Origin of the sequence: Alteromonas sp. ASW11-130 (genome assembly GCF_026183735.1) — a bacterium.
GTDB lineage: Bacteria > Pseudomonadota > Gammaproteobacteria > Enterobacterales > Alteromonadaceae > Alteromonas.
This window is the reverse complement of the sequence record NZ_JAPFRE010000036.1, coordinates 41,477-68,411: the sequence shown is the minus strand read 5'-3', so window position 1 is coordinate 68,411 and position 26,935 is coordinate 41,477. Positions and strand designations below refer to the sequence as shown.

16 protein-coding genes are annotated in these 26,935 nt (G+C 43.5%); 4 read left to right on the top strand and 12 right to left on the bottom strand.

The features are described from left to right. Positions 1-45 precede the first annotated feature (45 nt). The 7 genes from phoU to OPS28_RS13125 form a co-directional block, all read right to left on the bottom strand. A complete protein-coding gene (gene phoU, locus OPS28_RS13155) occupies positions 46-741 on the bottom strand; it encodes a phosphate signaling complex protein PhoU (protein ID WP_265609940.1) in 696 nt (231 codons plus the stop codon). 30 nt (positions 742-771) lie between these two features. Then, a complete protein-coding gene (pstB, locus tag OPS28_RS13150; protein ID WP_269468694.1) occupies positions 772-1,581 on the bottom strand; it encodes a phosphate ABC transporter ATP-binding protein PstB in 810 nt (269 codons plus the stop codon). A 108-nt stretch (positions 1,582-1,689) separates the two neighbouring features. Beyond that, complete coding sequence (pstA, locus tag OPS28_RS13145; protein ID WP_265609925.1) at positions 1,690-3,000, bottom strand: phosphate ABC transporter permease PstA; 1,311 nt, start codon at positions 2,998-3,000, stop codon at positions 1,690-1,692. A 5-nt stretch (positions 3,001-3,005) separates the two neighbouring features. Beyond that, positions 3,006-4,391 carry a phosphate ABC transporter permease subunit PstC gene (gene pstC / locus OPS28_RS13140; protein ID WP_265609924.1) on the bottom strand — a complete coding sequence of 462 codons (1,386 nt, stop codon included), beginning with the start codon at positions 4,389-4,391 and terminating at the stop codon, positions 3,006-3,008. A 154-nt stretch (positions 4,392-4,545) separates the two neighbouring features. Continuing rightward, positions 4,546-5,622 (bottom strand): PstS family phosphate ABC transporter substrate-binding protein, encoded by a 1,077-nt coding sequence (locus tag OPS28_RS13135; protein ID WP_265609923.1) that lies wholly within the window; start codon positions 5,620-5,622, stop codon positions 4,546-4,548. Between the two features lie 162 nt (positions 5,623-5,784). After that, positions 5,785-7,053, bottom strand: a complete 1,269-nt coding sequence (locus OPS28_RS13130; RefSeq protein WP_265609922.1) for an inorganic phosphate transporter — start codon at positions 7,051-7,053, stop codon at positions 5,785-5,787. A 13-nt stretch (positions 7,054-7,066) separates the two neighbouring features. Further along, the gene (locus tag OPS28_RS13125; protein ID WP_265609921.1) at positions 7,067-7,744 is read right to left on the bottom strand and encodes a TIGR00153 family protein; all 678 of its coding nucleotides are present in this window, start codon (positions 7,742-7,744) and stop codon (positions 7,067-7,069) included. Between the two features lie 363 nt (positions 7,745-8,107). On the opposite strand from OPS28_RS13125, the gene OPS28_RS13120 reads away from it, so the two are divergent. After that, positions 8,108-9,517 carry an alpha/beta hydrolase family protein gene (locus OPS28_RS13120; RefSeq protein ID WP_265609920.1) on the top strand — a complete coding sequence of 470 codons (1,410 nt, stop codon included), beginning with the start codon at positions 8,108-8,110 and terminating at the stop codon, positions 9,515-9,517. Positions 9,518-9,662: 145 nt separating this feature from the next. Here the strand turns inward: OPS28_RS13120 and OPS28_RS13115 are convergent, their stop codons facing one another. From OPS28_RS13115 to OPS28_RS13100, 4 genes are all read right to left on the bottom strand, one after another. Further along, positions 9,663-12,038, bottom strand: a complete 2,376-nt coding sequence (locus tag OPS28_RS13115) for a hybrid sensor histidine kinase/response regulator (protein WP_265609919.1) — start codon at positions 12,036-12,038, stop codon at positions 9,663-9,665. A gap of 585 nt (positions 12,039-12,623) precedes the next feature. Further along, entirely contained in the window at positions 12,624-15,743 is a 3,120-nt protein-coding gene (locus OPS28_RS13110) for an efflux RND transporter permease subunit (protein ID WP_265609918.1), read from the bottom strand. Positions 15,744-15,754: 11 nt separating this feature from the next. Next, positions 15,755-16,864: an efflux RND transporter periplasmic adaptor subunit gene (locus OPS28_RS13105; protein WP_265609917.1), complete on the bottom strand. Its 1,110-nt coding sequence runs from the start codon at positions 16,862-16,864 to the stop codon at positions 15,755-15,757. A 38-nt stretch (positions 16,865-16,902) separates the two neighbouring features. Further along, complete coding sequence (locus tag OPS28_RS13100) at positions 16,903-17,517, bottom strand: YigZ family protein (protein WP_265609938.1); 615 nt, start codon at positions 17,515-17,517, stop codon at positions 16,903-16,905. 588 nt (positions 17,518-18,105) lie between these two features. Between OPS28_RS13100 and OPS28_RS13095 the strand changes: the two genes are divergently transcribed. Both OPS28_RS13095 and OPS28_RS13090 read left to right on the top strand, forming a co-directional pair. Next, the gene (locus tag OPS28_RS13095) at positions 18,106-19,239 is read left to right on the top strand and encodes a sensor histidine kinase (protein WP_265609916.1); all 1,134 of its coding nucleotides are present in this window, start codon (positions 18,106-18,108) and stop codon (positions 19,237-19,239) included. A gap of 1,083 nt (positions 19,240-20,322) precedes the next feature. Continuing rightward, positions 20,323-24,636 (top strand): hypothetical protein, encoded by a 4,314-nt coding sequence (locus OPS28_RS13090; protein ID WP_265609915.1) that lies wholly within the window; start codon positions 20,323-20,325, stop codon positions 24,634-24,636. 288 nt (positions 24,637-24,924) lie between these two features. Here OPS28_RS13090 and OPS28_RS13085 read toward each other — a convergent pair whose 3' ends face one another. Further along, positions 24,925-25,836, bottom strand: coding sequence for a glycosyltransferase family 2 protein (locus OPS28_RS13085; protein WP_265609914.1), 912 nt, complete (start codon positions 25,834-25,836; stop codon positions 24,925-24,927). A 378-nt stretch (positions 25,837-26,214) separates the two neighbouring features. On the opposite strand from OPS28_RS13085, the gene OPS28_RS13080 reads away from it, so the two are divergent. Continuing rightward, entirely contained in the window at positions 26,215-26,766 is a 552-nt protein-coding gene (locus OPS28_RS13080) for a hypothetical protein (protein ID WP_265609913.1), read from the top strand. Positions 26,767-26,935: the final 169 nt, after the last annotated feature.

Genomic DNA, 26,935 nt, shown 5'->3' with positions numbered 1-26,935 from the left:
AAAAGGGAGCAGAATGCTCCCTATAATAAATAGTAAATTTATCGGCTACGCCTTACCAATACGACGTTCGATTTCCTGTAGACTGGTGTGACGTACATCCGTTCCTTTTACGAGGAAAATCACATGCTCGGCAATATTTCGTGCATGATCACCAATACGTTCGATAGCGCGTAGGGTCCACAAAATATTCATAGAACGTGTGATGGAGCGGGGGTCCTCCATCATATACGTGACTATTTCACGCATGGCAGATTTGTATTCGCGATCCACTTCTTTGTCGGTGCGCGCTACTTCCAAGGCCTGATCTACATCAAAACGTGCAAATGCATCTAACACCGTGTTTACCATTTTCTGTACCAGTGCACCAATATGGCGAGCCTCTTCGTAACCTTTCGAACCAGAATCCTGCATAGCGATAGCCATTTTTGCTACCTTCTGGGCTTCATCGCCCATACGCTCAAGATCTCGTGTCATTTTGGTTATTGCCAGGACCATACGAAGATCGGACGCGGCGGGTTGGCGACAGGCTAATACGCTTGTACATGCTTCATCTAATTCCACTTCTTTTAAGTCGACATCATCTTCGACCCGAATGACCTTTTCTGCCAAATCACTATCGGCGGTTTCTACGGCTTTTACCGCATCAACGATTTGTTGTTCTACTACACCACCCATCTTAAGCACCATATTTTTAATTTGCTCAAGATCTTCATCAAATTTATGAGAAATATGCCTTTCCATACTTTTTTTATCCATTGCTTACCTCCGCAATTAACCGAATCTACCTGTAATGTAAGCTTCTGTAAGCTCATGTTCAGGATTGGTAAATACTCTCTTAGTATCGTTTACTTCAACCAGCTTGCCCATATGGAAATAGGCGGTTCGATGTGAAACTCGCGCGGCCTGTTGCATGGAGTGAGTAACGATAGCGATGGTGAATTTTTCGCTTAATTCTGTAATCAGCTCTTCTATTTTTGCCGTGGCAATCGGGTCGAGAGCAGAACAGGGCTCGTCCATCAGAATGACTTCAGGGCTTACGGCAATCGTTCTGGCAATACATAAACGCTGTTGCTGCCCCCCTGAAAGACCAGTCCCCGGAGCGTGTAAACGATCTTTCACCTCTTCCCATAAACTTGCGCGACGTAAGCTTTTTTCGACAATTTCATCTAAGTCTGTCTTGCGCTCTACCAGACCATGGATTCGTGGTCCATAGGCCACGTTATCATAGATAGACTTTGGAAACGGATTAGGTTTCTGAAAGACAATCCCTACACGAGCTCGCAGAGGCACGACATCCTGCTTGGGGTGATAAACATCCATCTCTTCAAGTTTAATCTCACCTTTCACCTGACAAATTTCAATGGTGTCATTCATGCGATTAAGGCATCGTAAGAACGTGGACTTACCACATCCTGAAGGCCCAATCATTGCCACCACTTCGTTTTTGCCAATGTCCAGGCTAACATCATGGATAGCTTGCTTGTCTCCATAAAACACATCCACGTTGCGCATGGTCATTTTAGGATTTGTAGCAAACGGCTTTCCAACTGTCTTACCTACTTTAGCTGCACTGTTGTTCATCTCATCAGTGCTGGTTTTCTTTTGGTCAGTACCGTTAGTATTGGCGTTCAATTTTTCATTCTTTTGAATGGGCGTATTTACTGCTTGCATATCTTTACTCCTATTAGCTTACCAGCGACGCTCTAAACGTCGACGGAGCCAAATGGCGAGGGTATTCATTGAAATTAACACGGCCAATAGCACCATAATGGCCGCTGAAGTTCGTTCCACGAACGCGCGTTCAGGGCTATCTGACCATAAAAAGATTTGTACTGGTAATGCGGTAGATGGGTCGGTGATGGCGCCGGGAATATCTACCACAAAGGCCACCATACCAATCATCAGAAGTGGAGCGGTTTCGCCTAATGCCTGAGCAAACCCGATAATCGCACCTGTTAACATTCCAGGCATTGCCAACGGGATGACATGGTGTAACACCATCTGCATCTTAGACGCGCCTAACCCAAGCGCGGCATCACGCACCGAGGGGGGAACCGCCTTTATAGCCGCTCGGCTAGAAATAATAATTGTCGGTAATGTCATGAGTGTTAACACTAACCCACCTACTAGTGGCAAGGAGCGCTGCATTTCAAAAAAGCCGATAAATATTGCTAAACCTAATAGACCAAAAATAATGGAAGGGACGGCAGCCAAATTATTAATATTCACTTCGATGAAGTCGGTAAATTTGTTTTGCGGCGCGTATTCCTCAAGGTAAACCGCGGCTGCTACACCTATAGGAAATGAGAGTAAAATAGTTACAAACAGCGTAAGTAACGATCCCATTAGTGCACCTAAAATTCCCGCTTGCTCTGGCTCTCTGGAATCACCCGAGCTGAAAAACGTGGTATTGAAACGACTTTCAATTTGATTGTTTTCAATCAGCGTGTTTACCCAACCCATCTGCTTTTCGCTGATGCGACCTGCAAAGGTCTCGCCGTCAGCATCTTCACGGTTTTTAACATAGGTATCTATGTCATCATCTGCCAGCATCCAGACGGACACTGTTTGGTTAAGTAGTGCAGGGTCATCTTTAAGCTGTTCCCGTAGCGTGAAAGAAGCACCGTTACTGACAATCGCATATAATGCACGTCGATCCCGGCGGCCTGACGCTTCAGGAAACTGCTCTTTAAGTGCGTTTCTGATGATACTATCAAAGTCCGCCATGGCCAGCTGTTTGGTATCGCTAGGGTCGTCTAGTCCCATTTCCACAGGGTCAAAGGTAATTTCCAACTTCACATAGGTTTGGAAAAATGCACTGTGGCCTTTTGAAATAATATCGGTGAACAATACCACCAGACACAAAAGACCGAATGCAATCGCACCAATCCCATACGCTTTAAAGCGTTTTTCAGCACGATAGCGCTTTTGCAAACTTTGATTCACTTTCTCTGCCGTTGACAGAGCTTGATTCGAATTTGTCACTGTATTTCTTCCCATTACGCTTATTCGTACTGTTCGCGATACTTTTTCACTACCAGTAGTGCGATGTAATTAAGCACTAATGTGATTGTGAATAGCATTAAGCCCAATGCAAACGCGGACAATGTTTTAGGACTATTGAATTCCTGATCACCGACTAACAAGGTTACAATTTGTACCGTTACGGTGGTGACAGATTCTAAAGGGTTAGCAGTAAGATTAGCAGCGAGGCCCGCCGCCATTACCACTATCATGGTTTCACCTATGGCGCGCGAGACTGCTAACAAAATACCCCCTACAATACCTGGCAGTGCGGCTGGGATAACAACCTGCTTGATGGTTTCAGAGCGGGTTGCGCCTAATCCGTAGGCACCGTCGCGTAATGACTGGGGTACTGCGTTGATAACGTCATCGGACAATGAGGACACAAATGGTATAATCATTATCCCCATAACCAACCCCGCGGCTAGAGCACTTTCAGACGACACGCTTAAACCGATAAGCCCACCCGTATCCCGAATAAACGGAGCAACAGTTAAGGCGGCGAAAAATCCGTATACTACGGTAGGAATACCCGCCAAAACTTCGAGCAATGGCTTAACCGTGCTACGGACAGCAGGGCGAGCGTATTCCGATAAGTATATGGCTGCCATCAAACCCGCAGGAACCGCAATTACCATGGCAATCAACGAGATTAATAGTGTGCCAGCAAACAAGGGCACTGCACCAAATGCACCGCTTCCGCCTACTTGGTCGGAACGAATAGCCATTTGTGGACTCCATTCCAAACCAAATAAAAATTCTGTAATAGGTACAGATTGAAAGAACCGAATAGACTCAAATAAAACAGAGAAAACAATACCAGCGGTGGTGAAGATGGCGATAGAGGCGCAAATCAGCAAAACCCATTTAAAGCCGCCTTCCACATGAGTACGCGCGCGAGTTTGCGCCGACATTCTCGCCCATACAGTGGCAAGAATAAGTAAAAACATCGACGCTAAACAGGCGATAAGTGTTAATTGGCTTGTTTCACGTAAACTTTGCAACCTGTCGGCTGCACTTATCATGTAAGGCTCAGAACCGGCCGTAGCGCCATTTTCCGCGATATTACTGACCATGTTAAATATCAGGCCACGCTCACTTGCGGGGAGTTCCAGTACAGCTTGTGGAAGTTCCTGCATAATTGCCTGACTGATGATGACATCGTCAAACATCATCCATAGTGCAAACAAGATCAAACAAGGTATACCACACCACATGGCCATCAATGAACCATAATAAGTGGGCAACGAATTAAGTGACTTTCTTCCGCCTACCGTCTGTCCGAGCTTTAACGCACGAAATCGGCCCAGAAAAAATGTCATGGCAATTGTCGCAGCCATCACCATAAATATCTGCGAAAAGTCCATAGTACCTCAAATATCTAGTATTTTTAAAAAACAGACGCCGTCATTTTTGACAGCGTTTCTTCGCATTCAGCGTGCAAAAGCCAGCTTGCTTAAACTGGCTTTTACTATCACACAATCGAAAGCGTAGCTTTATAAGTAAGCTCGCTTCAACTAATTACAGAGTGGTTAATGATTCGACCTTCTCTCTAACTGCGTTTAGTTTAACAGAGTTCAGCGGAATCATACCTTTTTCTGTTAAATAACCTTCTTCGCCAGCTGCCTTTTTACTGGTAAATTCAGCTAAGTACTCACGAATACCAGGGATCATGTCCACATGTGCCTTTTTAACATAAAAGTAAAGTGGGCGTGAAACTGGGTAAGACCCATCTGCGATAGATTCGAACGTCGGATCTTGTCCGTCAATAGCCGAACCTTGAATCTGGTCAATATTCTGGTCTAGGAAACTGAAACCGAAGATTCCAAGCGCATTAGGATTGGCATTTAGTTTTTGAACAATAAGATTGTCATTCTCACCTGCTTCAACAAATGCACCATCTTCACGAACGGTGTGGCAAATGCTTTTGAATTTGTTCTTAAGCTTTTTAGATTTCGCTTTATCACTTTCCGCTTTAGATTGCTTTTTAATGTCTGCAATCCAGTCAATTTCCTTACATCCTTCTTCCATCACAAGCTCAACGAAAGCGTCACGTGTACCAGAAGTTGGAGGCGGACCTAATACTTCAATTTTAGTGTTAGGAAGTGAGGGGTTGACGTCGCTCCATACTTTGTATGGGTTTTCTACTAGTTTTTCACTACCTTGAGGGTCGGGCACTTCTTTAGCCAACGCCAAGAATAAATCTTTACGGCTTAAATCCAATTGCTTGGCACGGGATGAATTACCTATAACAATGCCGTCATATCCAATTAAAACTTCAACGATGCCTGTTACCCCGTTTTCTTTACACATTTCAACTTCACTTGATTTAATGGCACGAGAAGCATTAGTGATATCGGGAAACTGTACCCCTACGCCTTGACAGAAAAGCTTGATACCACCACCAGAACCGGTAGATTCTACTTTAGGCGTTTTAAACTGAGTTGCTTTACCGAAACGCTCTGCAACTACTGTTGAGAAGGGATACACGGTGGACGAGCCTACGATATTGATGTAGTCCCGACTTTGGGCTTGAGCCTGCATACTGATGGCAGAAGTTGCTGCAATCATAGCAACAGTGGTAATCAATTTTTTCATAACGTCCTCACAAATTCATTTGCAGTAACTTTAAGTGATGCGCGGAGTATAGATGTCGAATGTGACACTTTTATGACAAATATGACAGTGAAGTGTAGTACAGGTTACAAAGAAGGGAAATTCAAGCTGACACGTTTGTCAGCTTGAATTGCTGGCAGTGAATTAAGCGCCGAAAGCAGCTTTAATGCTATAGAAGAAAATTATGGAAAGACCCGCCCCAGCTGGAAGGGTTATCACCCACGATACGACTATATTGCGTACCACGCCTAAATTAAGGGCTGCAATGCCGCGCGCCATACCTACACCCAATACAGCACCTACTAACGTTTGTGTAGTGGAAATAGGTAAACCAGTACCCGAGGCTATTACCACCGTGCTGGCTGCTGCAAGCTCTGCAGCAAAACCACGGCTAGGGGTTAAGTGGGTTATACCTTTACCGATAGTTCTAATAACGCGGTGACCAAACAAGGCCAGCCCCGCTACAATGCCTAAGCCACCTAACGGCAATATCCACCAAACCAGTGCTGCCTTAGCGCCAATTTCACCGCCACTAGAGACTATGCTCACTACTGCAGCTAAGGGGCCAATAGCATTAGCAACATCGTTTGAACCATGAGCAAACGCCATACAGCACGCTGTTACTACCATTAATACAGCAAACACTTTTTCAACATTGGCGAATTGCGTACCTTTATCAGCGTTTACTTCAAATTTAATGCGTCTGATAGCAAAATAGCCAATGACACCAATTAAGACCGCGATAGCGATAGATACTAAGTAGCCTTGATTAACAGGCAAATCTAAGCCTACATGCTTCAAGCCCTTTTTAATGGTGACCAATGCCATAACGAAACCGGCAAATGCCATATAGAAAGGAACATATTTCTTAGCATTTTCAAAAGGTCTGTCGGTATCGAAGATAAGTTTCTGCGCACTTTGGAATATGAGGTAGGCAATAAAACCAGATATAGCAGGGGTAACAATCCAGCTTCCTACTATACCACCTACTTTACCCCAGGATACCGCGTCAACACTAACGCCCACAGCAGCGAAGCCCACTATCGCACCGATGATGGAGTGGGTAGTAGAAACTGGCCAACCCAAATAAGACGCCGCGGCCAGCCAGATACCCGCTGCCAATAGGGCAGAAATCATGCCAAACACCAGCAGCTCAGGCGTGTCAACAAAGTAACCAGAATCAATAATGCCTTTACGGATGGTTGAAGTCACCTCACCGCCCGCTAGGTAAGCACCGGCAAACTCAAAAACCATTGCAATTAAAATAGCTTGTTTAATGGTCAGTGCTTTTGAACCTACTGAGGTTCCCATAGCATTGGCAACGTCATTCGCGCCAATACCCCACGCCATCAAAAAGCCTACACCGGCAGCTATTATTATTAGTATCGTGCCGTAACTCGTTAATATATCCATCAGCTATTACTCTTTAATTCGCTAACATTAATTCGAGACGCGAACCAACGCGCTCTGAGGTGTCGGCCAGGCCACCCACCCATTCAATTATGCTGTACAGGAAAACCACATCGACAGGATTTAGTTCAGCTTCAATTGCACGAAGCTTACGTCGAATGGCTACCTGCATACCGTCAGTTTCATCTTCGATCCGATCAAGATGCTCGATCATGTCTTCTACCAGACGCACTTCACGGCCTTTAAAACCCGTTTCTAAAAGATCATCAAGTTCGTTTATGACTTTCTGCGCTTGGCCCGTGGCATCGAGGCAGCGGACTAGATACGTCATAAAGTCTTCCTGAAGCTGCGAAGGAATGGGGAGTTCGCGCCCGATTACTCGCCCAGATATATCTTTCGCTTTATTGGCAATCTTGTCCTGTTGGGTAAGTAAGTCCAGTAAATCCTGCCGTTGAATTGGCATGAAGATGCCACTTGGCAAGCTAGTGCGCAGTTCACGTTTGATCACGTCTGCTTTTTTTTCTAACTGAGAGATGGACTTCTGTAGCCTCTCAGCTTCTTGCCAGTCTTCTTTAAAAACGGCTTCAAAAAACGGTAACAATTGCTGGCTACAATCATGTACCACATTAATGTGGTCTTCGAGCGGCTTAAGGGGAGATTTAGCAAACACCCCTAAAAATGAATTTCCAGGCATAATGTCATTCACTTTTGTTAGTTAAATTTAGCTGACAGGATAATCGCATAACCCGACTCTCTGGTTAAACTCACCCTATCTGAACCACAGGTTTATGCGGTCATTCCATCGAAACGGCGCGCATCATACACCAAGGTTGCACGGTTTCGAAGTATTGAGTGCGAATCAGTAGATTGAAAAATAAACTATCCGCTTTTTGACGATAAAACGCAAACCTTAACTGTAGATAAAATCTCACTTTTTTCCAGGGAGGGACAAGTCTGAACTATACTTTCATGCGTAAACCTTTTTGCGTGACTGGTTGTTTTTTGCGCTGTGCGCGTCCCTGCATAGGCACGTTAATTCAAAAATAGGAATGAAACGATGTTTAGAGTGCTTACAATTTTTTTATTTATGTGTAACGGGGTGTTAGCAAGTGAGACATTTAACGGGAAATGGCAAGGTGAACTTTATATAAACAAACAATTAACCTTACCTTTGGTTTTTCATCTCAATACACTCAGTGATACTCCTTCCGCATCTATCGATAGTCCGCAGCAGCGAGCATATGGAATTCCCGTTTCGCGGGTAGAAATTAAAGGAAATACAATTTTTCTTGATATGGCTGCGATAGGTGCAACCTTCGATGGCACACTGGAGCAAACGTCACTGAAAGGCACATTCTCGCAAATGGGACGGGAATTTAATTTAGAAATGTCCCGTTTAAATGATAACCAACTTCATGAGTACACAATCAGTCAACGAAGACCACAAGAACCTGTAGCCCCTTTTCCTTATTTGGTAGAAGAGGTGATATTTGACCATCCCACCGAATCGTTCAGGCTAGCAGGGACTTTAACCAGGCCAAAAGGGAAGGGCGTCTACCCGGCAGTATTGTTGATCAGTGGGTCAGGTCCACAAGATCGTGATGAAACCTTGTTTGGCCATAAACCTTTTATGGTCATAGCCGATCATTTGACGAAGCAGGGTTACGCCGTGTTGCGGGTAGATGACCGAGGGGTAGGCCAGTCCCAAGGTGTGTATGGCGATACCACACTTGAAGAGTTTACAACTGACATAGCGGCGGGGATGCATTATCTCGTATCGAGAAGTGATATCGCAGAATCGGCAATCGGGTTGGCTGGGCATAGTGAAGGTGCTATGACGGGGGCCATGTATATCGCGCAGCAGGTGCAGCGGGCGAAACTACCACCTGCTGCGTTTTTAATCATGCTGGCAGGTGTGGGAGTAACGGGTAAACAGCTTTGGCTGGATCAGCAATTTGCTGCGGTAGAATACCTTCCCCATGCGATGCGCAACAAGGTGCATAAGGCCCTGGCAGATGCGGTAAAAATGGCTGAACAAGGGCGGAAGGCAGAAAAGATTGAACGCTATTTAATTGAAAAGGACGTAGGCAAAGAACAGGCGGTGTTAAACGCTCGGTATTTATCCTCGCGTTGGGGACGGTCATTCTTAAGTTATGATCCTCATGCAATAGTAACGCATATCAGTGTTCCCGTTTTAGTCCTACATGGCAGTTTGGATAAACAGGTTGATGCAGCTCGCAACCTTCAAGGATTAAAAATTGCGTTTGAAAGAGCCAACAATCCGCAGGTAACGTTTAAGCAAATACAAGGGGTTAATCACTTACTGCAACCAGCTAAAACGGGTATGCCTGATGAGTACGCAAGGATCGACGAAACGGTAAGTCTTCACGTTCTCAGTAATTTGTCCAAGTGGTTGAATGCGCAGCAAAATACCAGTATCGAAAATGAAACGAAGTATTCTGAATAACCACATTTATCATCGTATTAAAGCTTATTTAAACCAGCAGTGAATACGTCAATCATGCAATATTGCGTGACGAAGAAGCAGTGCAAGTAGGTATTAGCGATACATGGCAAATTCTACTTACACTTTCACTCAAAAGGTTTAATCCCTAACTACCGGTAATACTACTAAGTATTGCTGACAATTCTTGTATATCTACGGGTTTAACCAGATGATAATCAAATCCGGCCAATTTTGAGCGCTTAATGTCTTCGCATTGTCCGTAGCCGGTGAGCGCAATCAGTGTTACCTCAGCAGCTTCGGGTAAGGCGCGGATACGTTGTGCCAATTCATAACCATCCATTTCGGGCATACCGATGTCAATTACCATCACTTGCGGCATCACGTCTTCGAGTTGTTTTAGTGCCTTCAAGCCTCTATATTCAACACGTAGGCGATGTCCCTGCAAATCTAATAACATGGCTAGCATCTGCGCCGCATCTGCATTGTCATCGACAATTAAAATATCCAGTAAGTGGTCGGTTGACTGCTGTTTCGTTGTCTTCACATCTGTTTTTTGGGCGGTCGAAGCGCGCGGTAGCCGCACCGTGAATAAACTTCCTCTACCCAGGCCATCACTTTTTGCGGTAACGCTACCGTGGTGTAGCTTGACCAAACTTTTCACTAATGCCAAACCTAAGCCCAAGCCTCCTTGTGCCCTGTCGGGTGATCGCTCTGCTTGGGTAAAATAGTCGAAGATATGCGGCATCAGCTGAGCGTCAATACCGATACCATCATCTTTTATGGTGATTTCAATATCTTTGGCATCCATAGCAAGGTGCAATTGGATGTGTCCTTCCATAGGTGTGTAGCGACTTGCGTTATTAAGAATATTCGCGATCACCTGGGTCAGGCGGGTACGGTCGCCTTCCACCATGCATTGATTATTGCCCGTCAATACCGTTAGACGTTGCTGTTTTTGCTCGATCATCGTTCTGACCTGCTCAACTGCATCATCGATGACGTTTGCGATATCCACCGACTCCATATGTAAGGAAACTAAGCCGCGAGTTACGCGGGATACGTCAAGAAGGTCATCAACCAATCCCGTCATATGTCCCACCTGACGTGAGATAATATCGCTGGCGTGTTTGACAAGAGAGGGTTTGGTCGAGTCTTGTATAAGTAATTCTGCCGCAGTGCTGATGGGGGCCAGCGGGTTGCGTAGCTCATGCGCAAGCATGGCGAGAAATTCATCTTTACGACGATTGGCTCTTTTGAGCTCTTCTTGCACCATCTCTATTTCATGGATATCAGTATTGGTGCCGAGCCATTGCAATATATTACCGGCATCGTCTCGTAGCGGGGTGGCGCGGGTAAAGAAACTTCGATACTCACCCGTAGCTGAGCGCAACGGGAACGTCATCTCAAATGGCTCGCCAGACTGAAGAGAGCGCTTATAGTTTGACAGCACCATTGGCAAATGTTTAGGGTCGTGAAGTTCTTGCCATTTCCACCCACTGACTTGCTCTAACTCGGTACCCGTATATTCATACCAACGATCGTTAAACCAGGTAATCTGCCCATCGGGTTTCGCGAGCCAGGCAAGATGGGGAATAGTGTTGGCTAATTGCCGAAGGTGTTTTTCGCTTTCGCGCAAAGCTTGCGTAGCCTTAACTGCTTCGGTTACGTCACTGCCTTCAATAAATATACCCGATACCTCGCCATTTGTATCGCGTATTGGCTGGTAAACAAAGTCAACATAAAACTGTTCCAGTGTGTCGCTATCTGGCTGACGCAGTTTTACCGAAATTCCACGGCCGACATAGGGTTCCCCTGATTGATAAACCGAATCAAGCAACTCCAGGAAACCTTGCCCTTCGACTTCGGGCAACGCTTCTCGTACTGTCTTTCCCACTAACTCCCGATTACCTACCAGCTTCTGGTAAGCCTCGTTAGCTAATTCAAAAACGTGTTCTTTATCGCGTAGCACCGCCATGATACCTGGTGCTTGCTGAAACAATTGGAGAAGATGTTCATTTTCGTTTTTGCGCCGACGCGTGGCCAACACTTCTTGGGTGGTTTCGGTGCACGCGCAATACATACCACCGACGTTACCGATCTCATCATAGATTGGAGAATAGGAAAACGTAAACCATGTCGACTCTTCGTAGCCCTTGCGTGTCATCGTTAACGGCATATCTTTATGATAGGTAGACTGCCCTGCCATAGCCTGTTCGACAATGGGAGTAATATCCTCCCATATATCTGCCCAAACCTCGTGAAACGGACGGCCCAATGACGCAGGGTGCTTATTGGCCAAAAGGTTTACATAAGCGTCATTGTACAATAGCGCCAACTGCGGTCCCCACGCTAAAAACATCGGAAACTTTGAATTTAGTATTAGACTGGTTACAGTGCGTAAAACTTGTGGCCAAGTGTCCGGATGCCCTAATGGCGAAGTACTCCAGTCGTGAGTACGCATTAAAGCATCAACAGCATTATCGTTAAATTTGTCGGTAACTAAAAAGGGTGAGGTCGACATGTATTCTTACCATTAAGAATGTGTGAAACTGATGCAAGCATATTCGTTAGAAGGTTAAGCTTATCGTCTATAACTTGCGACTAAACGCTATATTTTAATGGCCGTCAATAGGGTGGGCGCACTAGACTAAAGTAGTAAAATAACACAAATAGGATCTACTTTGATATATAAACTGTTCAATATAAAAAGAACGATGGATCCGGTTTGTAACCTGTCCATTCCGAAACAAACCTATTTAGCCGGAAATACCTCTGGTACTACCGGGTGGCTATATGGCACGAAGTGCGCAGGGTGATATGAAGATGCTAAGGCATTGGCGACGGATTATCTAAAGTCATTCACGAGTGTCCCACACGTTAGTGGAAGTTCCCCATCCATAGTGGAGAGGGGGGAAAGATGAGCATAATTTTATTTAGCAGCATTTTGCAGTTCCAGTGTGTATGGTATGCGTTATCAAAGGGCTGCCATCACGTCATTGCTTAACTGACCAAAGACGTTAAGGTCTCGTTAGTTTACGTATAGATTCGCAATAGCCTTTGTCGCTGACTAAATGCCAAGAGACAAAGCAATTTAAAATTTACGTCCCTATTCTGAGTAGCGGCATTTACCCTCGTCTTTTGGAGTCAATCTGAACAATAACGAATACATTACAGGTACCACACCCAAAGTGAGTAGTGTTCCTATCGCTAATCCAAACGCTATGGCTGCCGCCATTCCATAAAACAGTACGTCACCGCTTAGCATGAGGGGGACAAGCCCTAATATTGTTGTGAAGGCCGACATAAGAATGGGTCGTAACCGTCTAACGCTCGCCGATACGATGGATTCCGACTCGGGAATTTTCTTATTTTCGGCCAAGAGAAATTCGTTTCTTTCCGTATCAATCCGTTCGATCAACACAATACCATTGTTAACGATAATTCCAGCCAGCGCGTATAAGCCTAAAATCACCATAAAACCTAAGTCGGCTTGCATCACCAGTAACCCAAGTGCCGCGCCAATAATAATGAGTGGAATGGTGAGTACAATGATCAAGGTTTTTCTATATGAACGAAATTGGGCGATTAACAACAAAACGATAAGCCCTAAACAAAGCGGCAAATATTTATTGAGTGATTCCTGGGAATTAATCGATTCTTCAATTACGCCGTCATATTCAATTTCATAGCCATACGGCAAACTGGCACGTAATTCATTGATTTGGTCAGACAAAATTGGTTTTAGCTCTTCGGCATTATGGACATGACTTTTTGCTTCCACCGTGATGGTGCGAAATAAATTCTCCCGCGCTATACGTGCAAAACCTGTTTCAAAGCGAATATCGGCTACCTGCGTTAGCGGTACACTCACTTTGCGTGACTGTGAGTAAACATTGACACTCTTTATCCGCGACAAATTATAGCGTTCATCATCAGCGGCCTGTACCACAATGGGCAATATGTCATCCCCTTCCAGATATTGCGTTATCATCCTCCCTGAGAAATAGGTGTTTAATGTTTGCGCTATATCACTTGAGCTGACGCCCGCCCGTCTGGCTTTTTGTTGGTTAATATCCAACTTGATTTGGGTAACCCGGTTTTCCCAGTCGTTTTTGATGTCATAAGACCCTGGCTGGCTTGCGAGCATCGCCTCAATTTTTTGAGCGGTTGCAAATAACAAATCTTTATCAGGACCTTTAACTTGGATATCGATTTTGCTGGAATCTGATGGGCCTAAAAACATTTTCGATACGCGAGCAAATATTCTCGGAAAATCATCCGCAAACATTCTGCGTAATTCATCAATGGTAGGGTCTGTATGTTCTCGATCCCCTACATCAATCATTAAAAAACCTTTCGATGGTTCAGGATCAACAGGGGTTAGCGACAACACAAAACGCGGCCCTCCGAAGCCTCCATAGCCAACATGCTTTTTTATGTGAGGAAACTGGTCTTTATCATCAAGCCGTTTAAAAATCCTTTGCATCGCGGCTTCAGTGTCGCGTATTGAACTGCCAGCAGGCATGTCCAGATAAATAAGAATTTGCGAGCGGTCAGAATCAGGAAAAAATTTCGTTGGAACCTGTGTCATTGCAAACACACCTAACGCGAAAAGGCCCATCATCCCAAACATAAATACGCCACGAATATGTAATACCTTGCGTAAAAACGATTCGTAAAAAGGGTTCAAGCGATTAAACATGCGGCTAAAATTAAATCGTTCTGTTTGTTCATCGTTTTTCACCGTGTCAGGGATAAAGTGGTAACAAAGAAACGGCGTGATTGTTTGGGAAAGTATCCATGAAATTATTAACGAGATAAGGATGATCAGTGAAACCGAGCGGGTGTATTCTCCTGATGGACTTTGTGCCAGCATAAGTGGCAAGAAAACCAAAATCGTTGTCAGCGAAGAGGTGAGAAGAGGGAACGCCAGTTCACGACTACAATCGTGCATGGCTTGATCACGGGTTTCACCCAATTCTAAACGACGTTTGAAGTCTTCCGCCACAACAATACCATTATCAACCAAAATACCCAGCGAAATAATCAGGGTTGCCAGTGACATTCTTTCTAATGCCATACCGGTAAGCGCCATTACCGCAATGGTGAGTAAAATCACGCCAGGTACTATCGCCCCCACAATTAGTCCAGCACGCACGCCTAAAAACAAAATAACGACAGTACAGACAATAGCCAGGGTTTCCAGTACGTTAATACTTACTCCGTTTACGGCTTGCTCAACCACATCTGCCTGTCGTGTCACCGTTTCAAGGGCAATGCCGGCGGGCAAGGTATCGTTAAGTTCTGCCATAGTTTGTTCCATGGCGGGCGTAAACTTAAGCACATCGGTATTATCGTTTTTCGCTATCGCAAAAATGATCGCACGTTCGCCTTTGTAGAATGCGGTACGACTGGGAGGGTCAACTAATTTTCGACTAATAGTGGCAATATCTTTTAGCGGGACGGTTTCTTCCTGACCTGGCACCGCTACCAGCGCGTCGGCTACAGCATCTACCGACTCAAAATATCCAGAAGGCTGAATGGTAAAATTCGTGCCATTGGCATCTACCGTGCCTCCTGGCTGGATGATATTTTGCTGTTGTAGGTTATCGACTATTTGTGCTGGCGATAACCCCATTTGCGCCAGCTTGCCACCATTGAATTCGATGGTGATCTGTTCGGGAATGACGCCGAGTAAATCGATGCGTTTAACGCCTTCTACCTTAAATAAGGTGTCACGAATATGTTGAGCGATGTCAAACCGTTCACCAAGTGGATAACTTTGGTCTGCCATCAGCGCTACGGTTAATACGGCAACGTCGCCAAAATTATCATTCACCAGCGGCGTGGAGGTTCCTTCAGGAAGTTGATTTCTAACTTGTTCTAATTCGTCCCTTAAGTCATCCCAAATTTGTTCCAACTCAAAAAACCTGTCCTGAATCTGTACATGCAATATAGATTGCCCGGTCATGGAAACGGACCTTATTTCTTTCACTTCCGGTAATTTTCGAGCCGCTTCCTCTAGGGTTTTGGTGATCAATAGTTCGACTTTATCGGCTGGCAAACCTGGATATTGCGTCGTTACCACGGCTTCGCGGATAGTGACACTGGGGTCTTCCTGGGCGGGTAAATTAAAGTAACTGAATAAGCCGAAAAACATCATGGATACAACCACTGCCAGCATTAATCGATTGTGAGTCAGGCTAAGCTCTGATAATGATTTCATCGCTTAGTTCCTTATTCGTTAAATAAACGTGGTTTGCCAGAGTCGACGTTAACCCTTTGGTTTTCTTTTAAAAATTCCACTCCTGCTCTTACCACTTCAAGGCCCGCTCGAAGGTCACCCTGGACAAGCGCTGTCGACTTGTTTAACTCAAGTAAGGTGACGTGCTTACGCTTTACAATTTGCTGATCATTACTGTTTTGAACGGTCCAAACAAAGTGGGTATCTTTATCTCCCGCACCTAAAGCTGTTAAGGGAATAAGGAAAGCGTTTTCAGGCGTGGTGTCATCACCGTAAGAAAAAGTAACTTCGGCGCTCATACCGGGTTGTAACGCATCATTCTGGCTATTTAACCTGACCGTCACAGGGAATGCATTTGCGCTTTGTGCCTGACTACCTATCTCAAATATGGTGCCGGTGATATCACTCTCTGTCGCCGCGAAAACTTTAACGCGGGTGGTGTCGCCAGTATGTAATTGATTCACCAGGTTTTCGGGTACCAAAACAGACACTTCTATACCCTCCGCCCCCTGTATCGTGAAAATAGGTTGGGATGGAGTAACCCGTTGAGACGGCTCGATATGGCGTTCGGCAATTTTTCCCGCGTAAGGGGCGATTAATTGCGTGTCGGCTAAATCTTCTTGAGCCAGCTCCAGTTGTGCCTTGGCAATTTCCACCTGATCCTTTAACGAGTTAACCTGAGTTTTTGCCACATCTAACGTGGCTTGCGAGACCGAACCAGACGATTTTAATTGTGTCTTTCGGCTAAGATCCGTCTGTGCCTCTTTTAAGCGCGCCTGTACTTCGGATAACTGACCCTTGCGTTGTTTCACGGCAAGCTGAAATACTTTAGGTTCAATCGTGGCTAAGACATCTCCTTTTTGGAAGCGGTCTCCTAAATTTACTTTAACGCTGTCAATTACTCCCGGAATTTCGAAACTCAATTGACTGGTTTCTGCTGCTTGCGTAACGCCAGATAAGACGTGCTGATAGGTTCCATCAAAGGGCTCTACCGGCGCGGTAACTACGGTTCTGATTAATTCAGGCTTTTGTACCTGCTTTTGGCAACCGAAGGTAAGAAGAAAAAAACAGCAAACAAGGCTGACAGCGCCGTAATTAGGCATACGTTTATTCATCCTGAAAAAAAGTGGTTTCAGTGCTGTTACGACTGTTGACCCTGTTTGGTTTGTTGAAAAGTGTTACTTATAGGACCGAGTAAAGTCACAAATTCGTCTTTCTTAGTCAATGGTAACGTAAGGGCTAAGGACACCGTATCGGAATATTCCACTTTGCTGATCAGACCTTTATTTTGCGTAAGCCAGTGGCGAATATATTGTTCATTCGCAAAATCGGTTGTTACGGTGAATTCACACATAGGAACTTCACGCTTAATTTCAAGCTCGTCTATTCCTGTTTGTGCAGCAGCAGAATAGGCTCTGACTAAGCCGCCAGCGCCTAGCTTAATACCGCCGAAATAGCGTATCACTATCAACATAATATTACCGATTTGCTTGTGTTGCAGTACATTCAATATTGGTTTTCCCGCCGTACCACTGGGTTCACCGTCATCTGACATAGCCGCGGTTTTTGGTGAATCTGGCGCACCGATCACGTAAGCCCAACAATGATGGCGTGCATCCGGATAATCCACTTTGGCCTGCTGTAGCATAGCCATCGCTGCTGTTCGAGAAGACACGAATCCAACTCGAGTAATAAATCTGCTTTTCTTTATTTCGATTTCGGTTTGAACAGAATTGGCTGGTATAGAAAACGTCATAATAACAAATGAAGGTTCGAACATTTATCCATGGTAACAGGCATAAATTTATTTCCCAAAGGATTGCACTTACGACTACGCCGTTTAAAAGTCAGTCAATAGAGGTGAATTTACCTGACATAAATAGTGACTTGCTGGTGGCGCGAACCTAACCAAAATAGGTTCTGACGGTAGATTTCGGTGGATTTAATTCTCTTACGTACTATAAAAGTACTACACGTTTCGGTAAACATTAAGCAGAAAACCGTCAAAGGTTTTGGTTCGTATTTTTATCTGTATGTATGCTAGTTTCGTTGCCCGCACACCAAACTAATCAGCATTTAGCCCATCACTTTAGGCAGTGAATAGTCAAAAAATAGTGCATAACAGCTACGGGGCTGAGACTTTATCGCGCACTCTGTCTACAACATAGCGGCGTGTTAGCTTATGGAAAAAGATAAGTAAGAATAAGTTAAAGAGTAATATAGTTTAACTATATGAGGTTGGTGGTGTAACGGGATACTTGACGCGAATCTAATGGAACATACAACTGAATTAACCCAAAGGTAGCGCAGAATAGGTCTGCGTAAGATGTATCAGGGGTAGGGAATGAAAACAAAAGAATGCTCAGCCTATTTGAAGGCCAATAAAGAAGCCATTTTTTCCGAATGGGAGAAAATTGCGAATGAGAAGGTGCATGCCGCATCACAAACGCCGGATCTGGTCGTAAGAAATTATTTGCCCTACTTTATGGATAATCTCATTAATACCCTGCATAACTATGAGGGACCGCAATCCGAGCAAGAATTTGTCGGTATGAATTTCAATGCAAAATATAGTCATGAACATGGCCGTTCCAGAGCATCAGTTAATCGCTATGACTTACGTCAAGTTATTCACGAATATTCATTACTTCGACAGGTACTACGTAATAGACTGCTGGAAAATAATATCTTGTGCTTTACCTCATTAGAAATCATTGACCGGTTCGTAGAAGCAAGCAGTAAGGAGGCAGGTCAGCACTTTATGGACTCTATCCAAGAGGTCCAAGATAAACTCACAGGCATAATCGCACATGATCTGCGTAATCCTATTTCCGTTTCGTTATCTTACATAGAAGTTGGTGAATTAGGCCTTCTCCCACCCGAAAGCGTCTACTCTGCGCTTAAGCGCAGCTTAAATCGCAGCCTATTTCTTATTCAGGACTTACTCGACACTGCGCAAGTCAAAGCAGGAAGTGGCATGACCTTCCGCTTTGAATGCACCGATATTATCAAACAAGTGCGTACGGCCGTGCGAGACGCTGGAGAGATTTATGAAAACCCTATTTCATTTAATGGCCGAATAAAAAATGCGGAAGGTATCTACGACCATACTGCTGTGCAGCGTGCAGTAGAAAATTTAATTTCTAATGCAATCAAATACGGAAAAGTAAAGGGGCCTATTACAGTAGGCATGAGAGGAAACAAAGAACGTGTCGTATTAAGTGTTCACAACGAAGGTTCGTTTGTAGAGAAGGAACAGCAGGAGTTAATTTTTAACTATCTAGCCCGTGACGCAGATAAAGCCAACAGACAAAAAGTCGGCTGGGGACTGGGTTTATATCTAGTTAAAATGGTAGCGAAAGCCCATAAGGGAAAAGCTTGGGTCGAGAGTGATAAAGAAAAGGGGACTACGTTTTTTATTGAGCTGAGCAGGTTTTCTCAGGATGAAAACACCTCATTTTCACAAATGATGTGGTAGCTGCGTTAGTGGCGTAAAATTGGCTAATTGCGCACATAAAAAATCATGTCGATTTTTATAGCAAGCGCTATTTTAACAGCCACTCGGTCAGGCAAAACGCGGTTACAATAAAAGTCATATTCACTACTGCCCAAGTCCCCCATGGTTTATTCGCGTAGTTAATTTGTAGAATTTCTGTCAGCACAACAAACGAGCCAATTACCATAAACCACGGTGTGAAAAAGAATAGTTATGTTTGTTGATATGCCGAGACAGCCAAGTCGCGCAATGCGCCGCTGACGGCAAATGTGGCCACAATAGCTAATCCAGCCGGTAACAACCTATTGGCAGGACGCATTACAAAACGCGCTAGCTAGTACCCCCTGATGGGATTCCAATAGCGCCAAAACTCAGCAAAAGTGTTAGCTCCTAGGGCGCGCGTGAGCATATTGCGCATGGAATGACTGGCGCCCAAAGGGACACCGTTTCTACTATAAACGTATTGTCTTAGTGCGACTTTCATTTTGAGTTATTTTTTTAGCATCAGTAACAGAGTACCTTTTTAACAGAAGCATTGTAACTGCCGGATTGTATTGAGCCAAATGGCACGGGGGTCAGCTATCAACTTTTCTAGCGAGTCTTTAAAATAATCATATTCGTACACCCATGTACAGGTAGCCGTGCCGCAGAGGCGCGCGGCTTAAAGAAATGTAGATATTGGTTATGCATATCAGGTATCTCTCAATAAACCTATAAATAAAAGAGAGTTTTTGGATGTCGGCGGCCCGACCGCAGAGATGATTATCCCCTTCTTATCTAGTGAAGGCCTGAATTCGAAGGTAATTAACATGGGGGATATGTCAGCCGTCGATTTTAACGTATATCAACATGCAAAACAGCTGCTGTTTAGTGTTGGATAGAATACCCCTAAGCCGTACAAACCTGAAAGAGACAGCACATGCACCACTATAGCCATTAATTACAAAAGACCTTATAAATTCGCACATTAATTTTATTGCTATTTAAATTAAATCGTATCGCTAGATTTGCGTTTTAAACGCAATATTCTATATTTTGGTGAAAAGTCATTGGACTTATATCTAAATGACTCCAGCCAAAAAAAGAGTTTCTTCAATAATTACACTAACCACACTCGTGTTGGTTTCGGCGGGGGTATTTTTTGCTTTTTACTATTTCCACGTAAACGAAAATAAAGATTATCAAAATAGACTCCATTTTAGAGAGTTAAACCGTGTATCTAATTCAATAAAAAATACTTTTGATCAAGTTACCGCGCTGTATAAAAACCCCATTCAAAATACCTATTCTTTAACAAAAGATCGTATGTCACAAGAATCTAAAATGTGTACTGACTTTTTGAGCCGCGCTAAAAAAACAGAACGCTTTAGCAAATTAAGTTTCATAGACACCTCGCGTGTTAATAAATCTGATAATCCACAAAGTAAAGAGGCGGAGAAAAGCGCTGATACCAAAGAAGATCCATTGAAATTCAGGTTCAATATAAATGGGTTTACCCAATTTAATTACCCTGAATGTAAAGAAAGATTTCAATTTCCAACGGCGGATATTTTACCCCAAAAACTCAATTTATTTCCGCTAATCTTTTTTACCAAAAAAAGTGGCGAAATATTAGCGAGAAAAAATTATACCAATAGCGAGGTTGATTTAACTGATATATCGGTAAGCTCGTTGGATTTTTTATTGTGCAAAGCAAAGCTAGCGCATAAAAAGGGTATCGTGGAAGAAGAGTTGGCTAACTGTTTGAAAGAAGACAACAAAGGGCCAGGAATTAGCTCAATGCTGACTACTGATATCAGAGGAAGCCTGTTTCAAGTTTATATCCAACCAATAAAAATCCTGACAGATAATGCTAACGAGGGGAAGTATGTTATTGGCATTATTCCGGCTGTAGAAGCCAATATGGATCGCTTAGCAGTTTCGCCGTCTTCGATCCGAATTCTGGTGATTATGTTTGTCATTCTCATTGCTCTGATTCCGCTTTTAAAAATAAGGTTTGTTAACAATCGTTACGGGTTTAGAACGCGCGATATCAGCCAAGTGGGTTTTGGGCTCTTGATTGCCGTAGGTATGATTACTATCGGTATTTATGATCAGTTGTTTTATAGCTATTTTTTGCAGGATAAGGCGAAACAGGCGAAGGCCATTCATACAGAAATTAAACAAGACTTTAATAGTGAAGTGGGTCAGCTTTTAAACACGGCCAAACGTTTTCAGCGCGCTATAATAGCGACGCCCGAGGAACAAAGCGAGCTTGAAGCGTTAATAGAGTGCCTAGATGGTAAAGATAAAAGAACCTTTAAATCGCTACACGAGGAAGCTGAGTTAATAGAAGAGGGCAGTAAAGCATCGGAACACGTTATTCCGTGTTTAATGAATCGCGACGCGTTATATCCTGCCACTAATAAACCTAAGCCAGCCTATATTGAAAGCTTTTCAGTATTAAATGAAAAGGGCCTTATTTCTACCCAATACCCATTAGTCTTTTTAACCAGCAGCAGCATCTACAACAAGCGTTTTGATTTGTCTCATCGAGAGTACTTTAAAGCGGCTATCGCTTGCCAGGTTTGGCACATGAAGAATGGCGATTGCTCCAGTGGGTTTTATATCCAAAGTATTCGAAATGTCGAAGATGGTATGAAGTCAACTCAGTTTTCGCTACCGTTGTTTAAGGATAAACATGGGTCGTTCACCCCTCCTTCATCTAAGGACAGGTCTACTGGAAAAAACATCCTTATATTCAATACATTGATGACCTCGCTGACCCATCAGATACTGCCTCGTAATTTCGGCTATGCGGTGATAAACCGAAACGGTGACGTACTTTATCACAGTAATAGCGATAAAAGTTTGGCGGAAAACTTTTTCGTCGAAACCGACGGGGTGAAAGACATTTTGCTACAAACCGAGTTTTCAGATATTAACCGAAAGCCGATTAAAATGCGCAGCAAATATGAGGGCACTAAATACACCATGCTTATAGGGCCAATCGGAGGAGAAACCTACCAAAATATACCCTGGAATTTGGTTGTGTTTTATGATGAACATGAAGCCGATATAAACAATATGCTGCTTATTTTCGTGGCGTCAATCATCTTTATCTTTTTTGTTGCACCGCTTTATCTCTTTGGTCGGTACGTTGTAAAACAGCGTTTTTGGGCTGAAATTTTATACTATGACGAGCAAAAACGGCACATGTATCCCTACTTAGCAGGGATAATGATTGTCACCTGTTTCTTGTCTTTGTTCAGTATCAACTTTCTGGAATACCTGTCTTTTCGGTTTGCTTTCTGGTTAGCTATTATGGCGTTTGTTTGTAGGTTAATACAGCGCTGTTTTGAAGTAGATACTTCCATGTATGCTAAATACAAAACGCCAGCCTATGCATGCATTGTATTTTCGGGTGTATCTTTACTTGTTGCTATTTTATCGCCTGATAAGTTTCAAATGCCTTTCTACCTTAACTACTTGTCATTTTCCGTTTTCCTGATGGCTTTCTTTATTATGGCAATAGTAACGCTTCGTAAAGTTCACATGCCACCGACTTTCGTGACGTTACCAGCAAAAGAATGTGACCATAAGCGATATCCATTCTCCTATGTACTTTACAGTTTTGGCACCCTGTGTGTGGTCGCCATTGGGTTGGCAGCGTTTGTTACCAATAGTGCTAACAGCTACTTACTTCAGCGGCATGCCGAGCTTGAATCTTATGCCTGGAATGATTCTCTACAAAGCATGAGAACGCAACAAGGTGCTTATCTTGCTAATGTGGGAGTGAATCCGCAGCAACAGCATTACAACCTTGATGTAAAAAAACTTATTGAGGAGCGCTTTCCGTCGGCAGAACTCTCCGGCAGGCCTCAGCAATGTGGTGACAATATATTTAAGTTTCTTATTGCGACTAAAGTTGAAAATACATCCCAAATTGGCGGAGCAACGCGTTTCACTGACGAAGTATTCGACCACATTTTTAGCGCGCTAAAATTAGACGAACCGTTTAGCGCGCGGCTTGGTTTTCTGGCAAGAATGGAACTAGAGAAAGAAGAGGATGATAATGTTTTAAACAAAGTTCAAACTCCTTCTAATAATGGAATATTTGATTTTCATTATCGGCCCGATAAATTCCTTTTTTCAGCAATAAAAAGCTTCTTTTGGGAGGTGGTTTTTGTACTGACTATTGCGGTCTTTCTGTTTTTACTCGCTTTCGAGCGGCTAGTTATTCAACGTCTATTGGGTGAACATATCATCGAACAATTTATGGGCTCTAAGATGGGGCAGCACCCCAGAGTAGAGACTGTCATGGCACCGTCAGATACTGCATTGGGGCGGCGAAAATTACTGATGAACTTTTCCCGAGAAGACATTAAGCAACACATTACGCAAAGTGAGCGCTGGTTTGCCAACCGCATTATTCACGTTCAAGAATGTATTGAAGAACGCGGAGACAAATTTTTACTTCCTATGTCGCTGTTGGAAGAGGAAAAAACCAGGGTTACAGCCATCGTTATTGAAGGGTTCGACGAAGTTTCAATGAACAAACTTCAGCGAGTAAAGGTCCTCAACGCAGTGCGACAATTGTGTAGCTTCAATTGGTTAGATATTTATATTTTGAGTGACACTGCACCGGTTTATCGCTTGATCAAGATGAATGAATATTCGCTTTCTTCCGAAGAACACATTGATACCGATGAACAAATTGGCTGGTCAAAATTATTTGCTCAATTCGAAAAGGTGTACGGTTGGAATAATGTCCAAAAAGAAGGGGTTCTCAACGCACGTGACATTGGTGAAGTAGTCAATTTTGAAGGCAGTGGATGGCGTGAATTGGAGAAAGTGAAAGCGCAATTTTACCGCTTTAATAACATCGATCCGAGTTCGTCTGAAGATAAATCACGTTTGGCCGCGGAATGGGAACCAGAACAGGTAGTAGAATTTTTCCTGGCGCAAGCGGGGGCGTTCTATCGTAAACAATGGGAGCTATGCACATTAGGAGAAAAGCTGGCGTTGTATCAATTAGCTGATGGCGCAAAAATCAATCCTGAACGAGATGATTTGATAGAACATCTTGAACGCCGTGGATATATTTATCGTGACAAAGGCTGGCACCTCGTCAATGATAGTTTTAAAAAATTCATTCTCCATGCCGAATCAGAAAAAGTATTTTCAGAGTGGACTCGCCAAGTCCAGTCCAGTGTATGGCAATACTTGCGAGTACCTCTGTTCACTGTGCTGTTTGTTCTTGGCGGTATTGTGATTTATTCGAGCGGACAAGCCATTGACTCGGTACTTGCAATTCTGACGGCGACGCTTAGCCTTATTCCCTTGTTATTGAAGAATCTTCATCTTTTCAAATCGGGTTACTCTGGCGGTACAGAATAACACTCATCCATAATAATATGTGGTCAGCTTAACGCTAAGACGCAACTCGCTAATTAGGAAATATTAGCAAAGAAGCAACATGGTTTAGCAGATGAATGCCACGTTACCTCGCTGTCATCTTCTTTCTGTCGTTCGGCGGGGCTTTGTAACTTTTCAGCAGCTTGAAAGTTGTAGGGTTTTGCCTACGTAGCCTTCGAGAAACCAGTCAATCTACACGCGGAATACTTACACAATGAGGGTTCACATTATAGCGAGCAGATGTGAACCCTGAGATATATCAATCAGTGACTAATGGTGAATAATCGCATTATTCATGGATGCATCAGTAACCGATTTGTTATTATCTGATGTATGTACTTCTGGTGGTAGCAACGTACTAAACTCATAGGCTCTACGTTCTTCCTCAGTAGGTAAACGTAAGACATGAATCGTTGATGTCTGGAAATCATCATTAATCAAGCCTAGGTCAGCGAAACGGGAAAGCACATCACGGCAAGGGTAGTGCCCCCACTTTTGATGGAATAGCTCCGCATTGCGGACAAAATCGACTAAGTGGTTAATCGGGCATTGGTAGTGTTCTCGGTTAGGAATAAATGTGATGGTATCCACTTTTTCCATAACTAAACCCGCTTTCAAACAGGTTTGGTAAAAATCCTCATCGTTGATCCCAAACCCGCTGTAGTTTTCGTCAAAGCCACCTATTGAATCGACGTCGCGTTTGGCAATAAAGAACATCGAAGGGTTGTTATTCACGCTAAACGTTTTGTGTTCACCGATACAGCCTACACGGTGGTAATTCGCCTCAATTTCTGCAAACGGAGAATCCAATAGCGTTTTTTCCACACAAAAAACTTTGGTTGTTAGCACACAACGCTCTGTCCAGGTTTTCGCGAATTGTTCAAGTAATAACGGGGAGATAACGCTTTCAACATTCAAATAGAGACAATGTGAACTGGTAGCAGCGGAAAGCCCTTTATTTCGTGCACGGGCTATTTCAAGCCCACCCGTAGACTCAAATTTATGCACAATGGGAAAATGCTCGCTCTTTAGCAATGAAAAATCGGAGGGAGAACTCATCCACACTACCACCAATTCATTGGGGGGGAGTGAACTCTCTTCAAATTGCTTAATTAACCTTACAAGCTGTTGCGTTCTGGTTTTAACTATCACCACTACACTGATAGATAGCTCGTTTTTCATCTACTCACTCCGGTACGCATATATTATCCTGATCACGAAATTGAAGAGCAAGAATAGATCCAATTTGATTGAACACTGAAATTCATTTTTTCACAAGATAATCAGCAGCTTAAATAACTCCCAATAATGTTGCGGATAGGTCGATGAGTAGGTTCTACACAACGAAGATAGAAAATACATTTAGCAATATTGAGGGGGAAGTTGCCATACGTTGAGGAACGCCCCCAAATAACATCTCAGTATTATTTACACTTTCCTCAGCGGAGTATCTTTAATTTTGAATAAGGCTTTGAATATATTGAAAAAAACAATTGATCAATAGTTGCCTGAGGCGTTAACAACAACATGCTCTTAAATAATCATCTTGGTACATAAATATTGAAAAATAAAGTAGCCCTCTTATTTATTGTCGCTATGACATTCTTTTCCGTGTCCTCCCATTCCGCGGTAATTAAGTGGTACTTAAATGCTGAGTTCAACGATGGTTCCTCTATATCAGGTTCCTATCAATATAATGCTGATTTAAATACATTTAGCAATATTGATGTGATGTCTTCTAATGGAAGTGCTTATACTCAGGTAAATCCAGATAGCTCTGGGAATGAAAGTTTTTTGGGATTTATTGGCGATATATTTGCAGTGAATGAGCCTTCTTTTACTGCACGGCTTGTTGAAAATGTGACCAATTCCGGCGGGGCGATTGATATCATGCCGGGGTATATTTTTTCAGGAGGTTCTGGATGTAGCTTCGAAGGGTTTTGCTACCGTGATGGAGGCCGCGATTGTGGAATGATTAGCGTTTATAGGGATATAACGAGAGGATACGTTACATCACAAGTTAATGAACCAAGCCTGCTGGCTATACTATTACTGGCTGGCATAGGGTTGGCATTATCGCGGAAGCAGCCCGCTACCACTCAAATAGTTTAAGTCCCTATAGAGAAAGGGGGTGAAGGCAAAGAAAATGGTAAAGTGGTGGTGTAATTTCATCTCAGGCTCACCACTATACCAGTGTCACGAATCTACATTCGTCATATAAATAACATTGATGGTTCAACGATATCCCAAGAACGCCGATTTGCTTTAATTGGATTTGTAG

Excerpts from the sequence above, each read along its gene's own strand:
- phoU (WP_265609940.1), bottom strand. The coding sequence starts at position 741 with ATGGAAAGGCATATTTCTCATAAATTTGATGAAGATCTTGAGCAAATT.
- pstB (WP_269468694.1), bottom strand. The coding sequence starts at position 1,581 with ATGAACAACAGTGCAGCTAAAGTAGGTAAGACAGTTGGAAAGCCGTTT.
- pstA (WP_265609925.1), bottom strand. The coding sequence starts at position 3,000 with ATGGGAAGAAATACAGTGACAAATTCGAATCAAGCTCTGTCAACGGCA.
- pstC (WP_265609924.1), bottom strand. The coding sequence starts at position 4,391 with ATGGACTTTTCGCAGATATTTATGGTGATGGCTGCGACAATTGCCATG.
- OPS28_RS13135 (WP_265609923.1), bottom strand. The coding sequence starts at position 5,622 with ATGAAAAAATTGATTACCACTGTTGCTATGATTGCAGCAACTTCTGCC.
- OPS28_RS13130 (WP_265609922.1), bottom strand. The coding sequence starts at position 7,053 with ATGGATATATTAACGAGTTACGGCACGATACTAATAATAATAGCTGCC.
- OPS28_RS13125 (WP_265609921.1), bottom strand. The coding sequence starts at position 7,744 with ATGCCTGGAAATTCATTTTTAGGGGTGTTTGCTAAATCTCCCCTTAAG.
- OPS28_RS13120 (WP_265609920.1), top strand. The coding sequence starts at position 8,108 with ATGTTTAGAGTGCTTACAATTTTTTTATTTATGTGTAACGGGGTGTTA.
- OPS28_RS13115 (WP_265609919.1), bottom strand. The coding sequence starts at position 12,038 with ATGTCGACCTCACCCTTTTTAGTTACCGACAAATTTAACGATAATGCT.
- OPS28_RS13110 (WP_265609918.1), bottom strand. The coding sequence starts at position 15,743 with ATGAAATCATTATCAGAGCTTAGCCTGACTCACAATCGATTAATGCTG.
- OPS28_RS13105 (WP_265609917.1), bottom strand. The coding sequence starts at position 16,864 with ATGCCTAATTACGGCGCTGTCAGCCTTGTTTGCTGTTTTTTTCTTCTT.
- OPS28_RS13100 (WP_265609938.1), bottom strand. The coding sequence starts at position 17,517 with ATGACGTTTTCTATACCAGCCAATTCTGTTCAAACCGAAATCGAAATA.
- OPS28_RS13095 (WP_265609916.1), top strand. The coding sequence starts at position 18,106 with ATGAAAACAAAAGAATGCTCAGCCTATTTGAAGGCCAATAAAGAAGCC.
- OPS28_RS13090 (WP_265609915.1), top strand. The coding sequence starts at position 20,323 with ATGACTCCAGCCAAAAAAAGAGTTTCTTCAATAATTACACTAACCACA.
- OPS28_RS13085 (WP_265609914.1), bottom strand. The coding sequence starts at position 25,836 with ATGAAAAACGAGCTATCTATCAGTGTAGTGGTGATAGTTAAAACCAGA.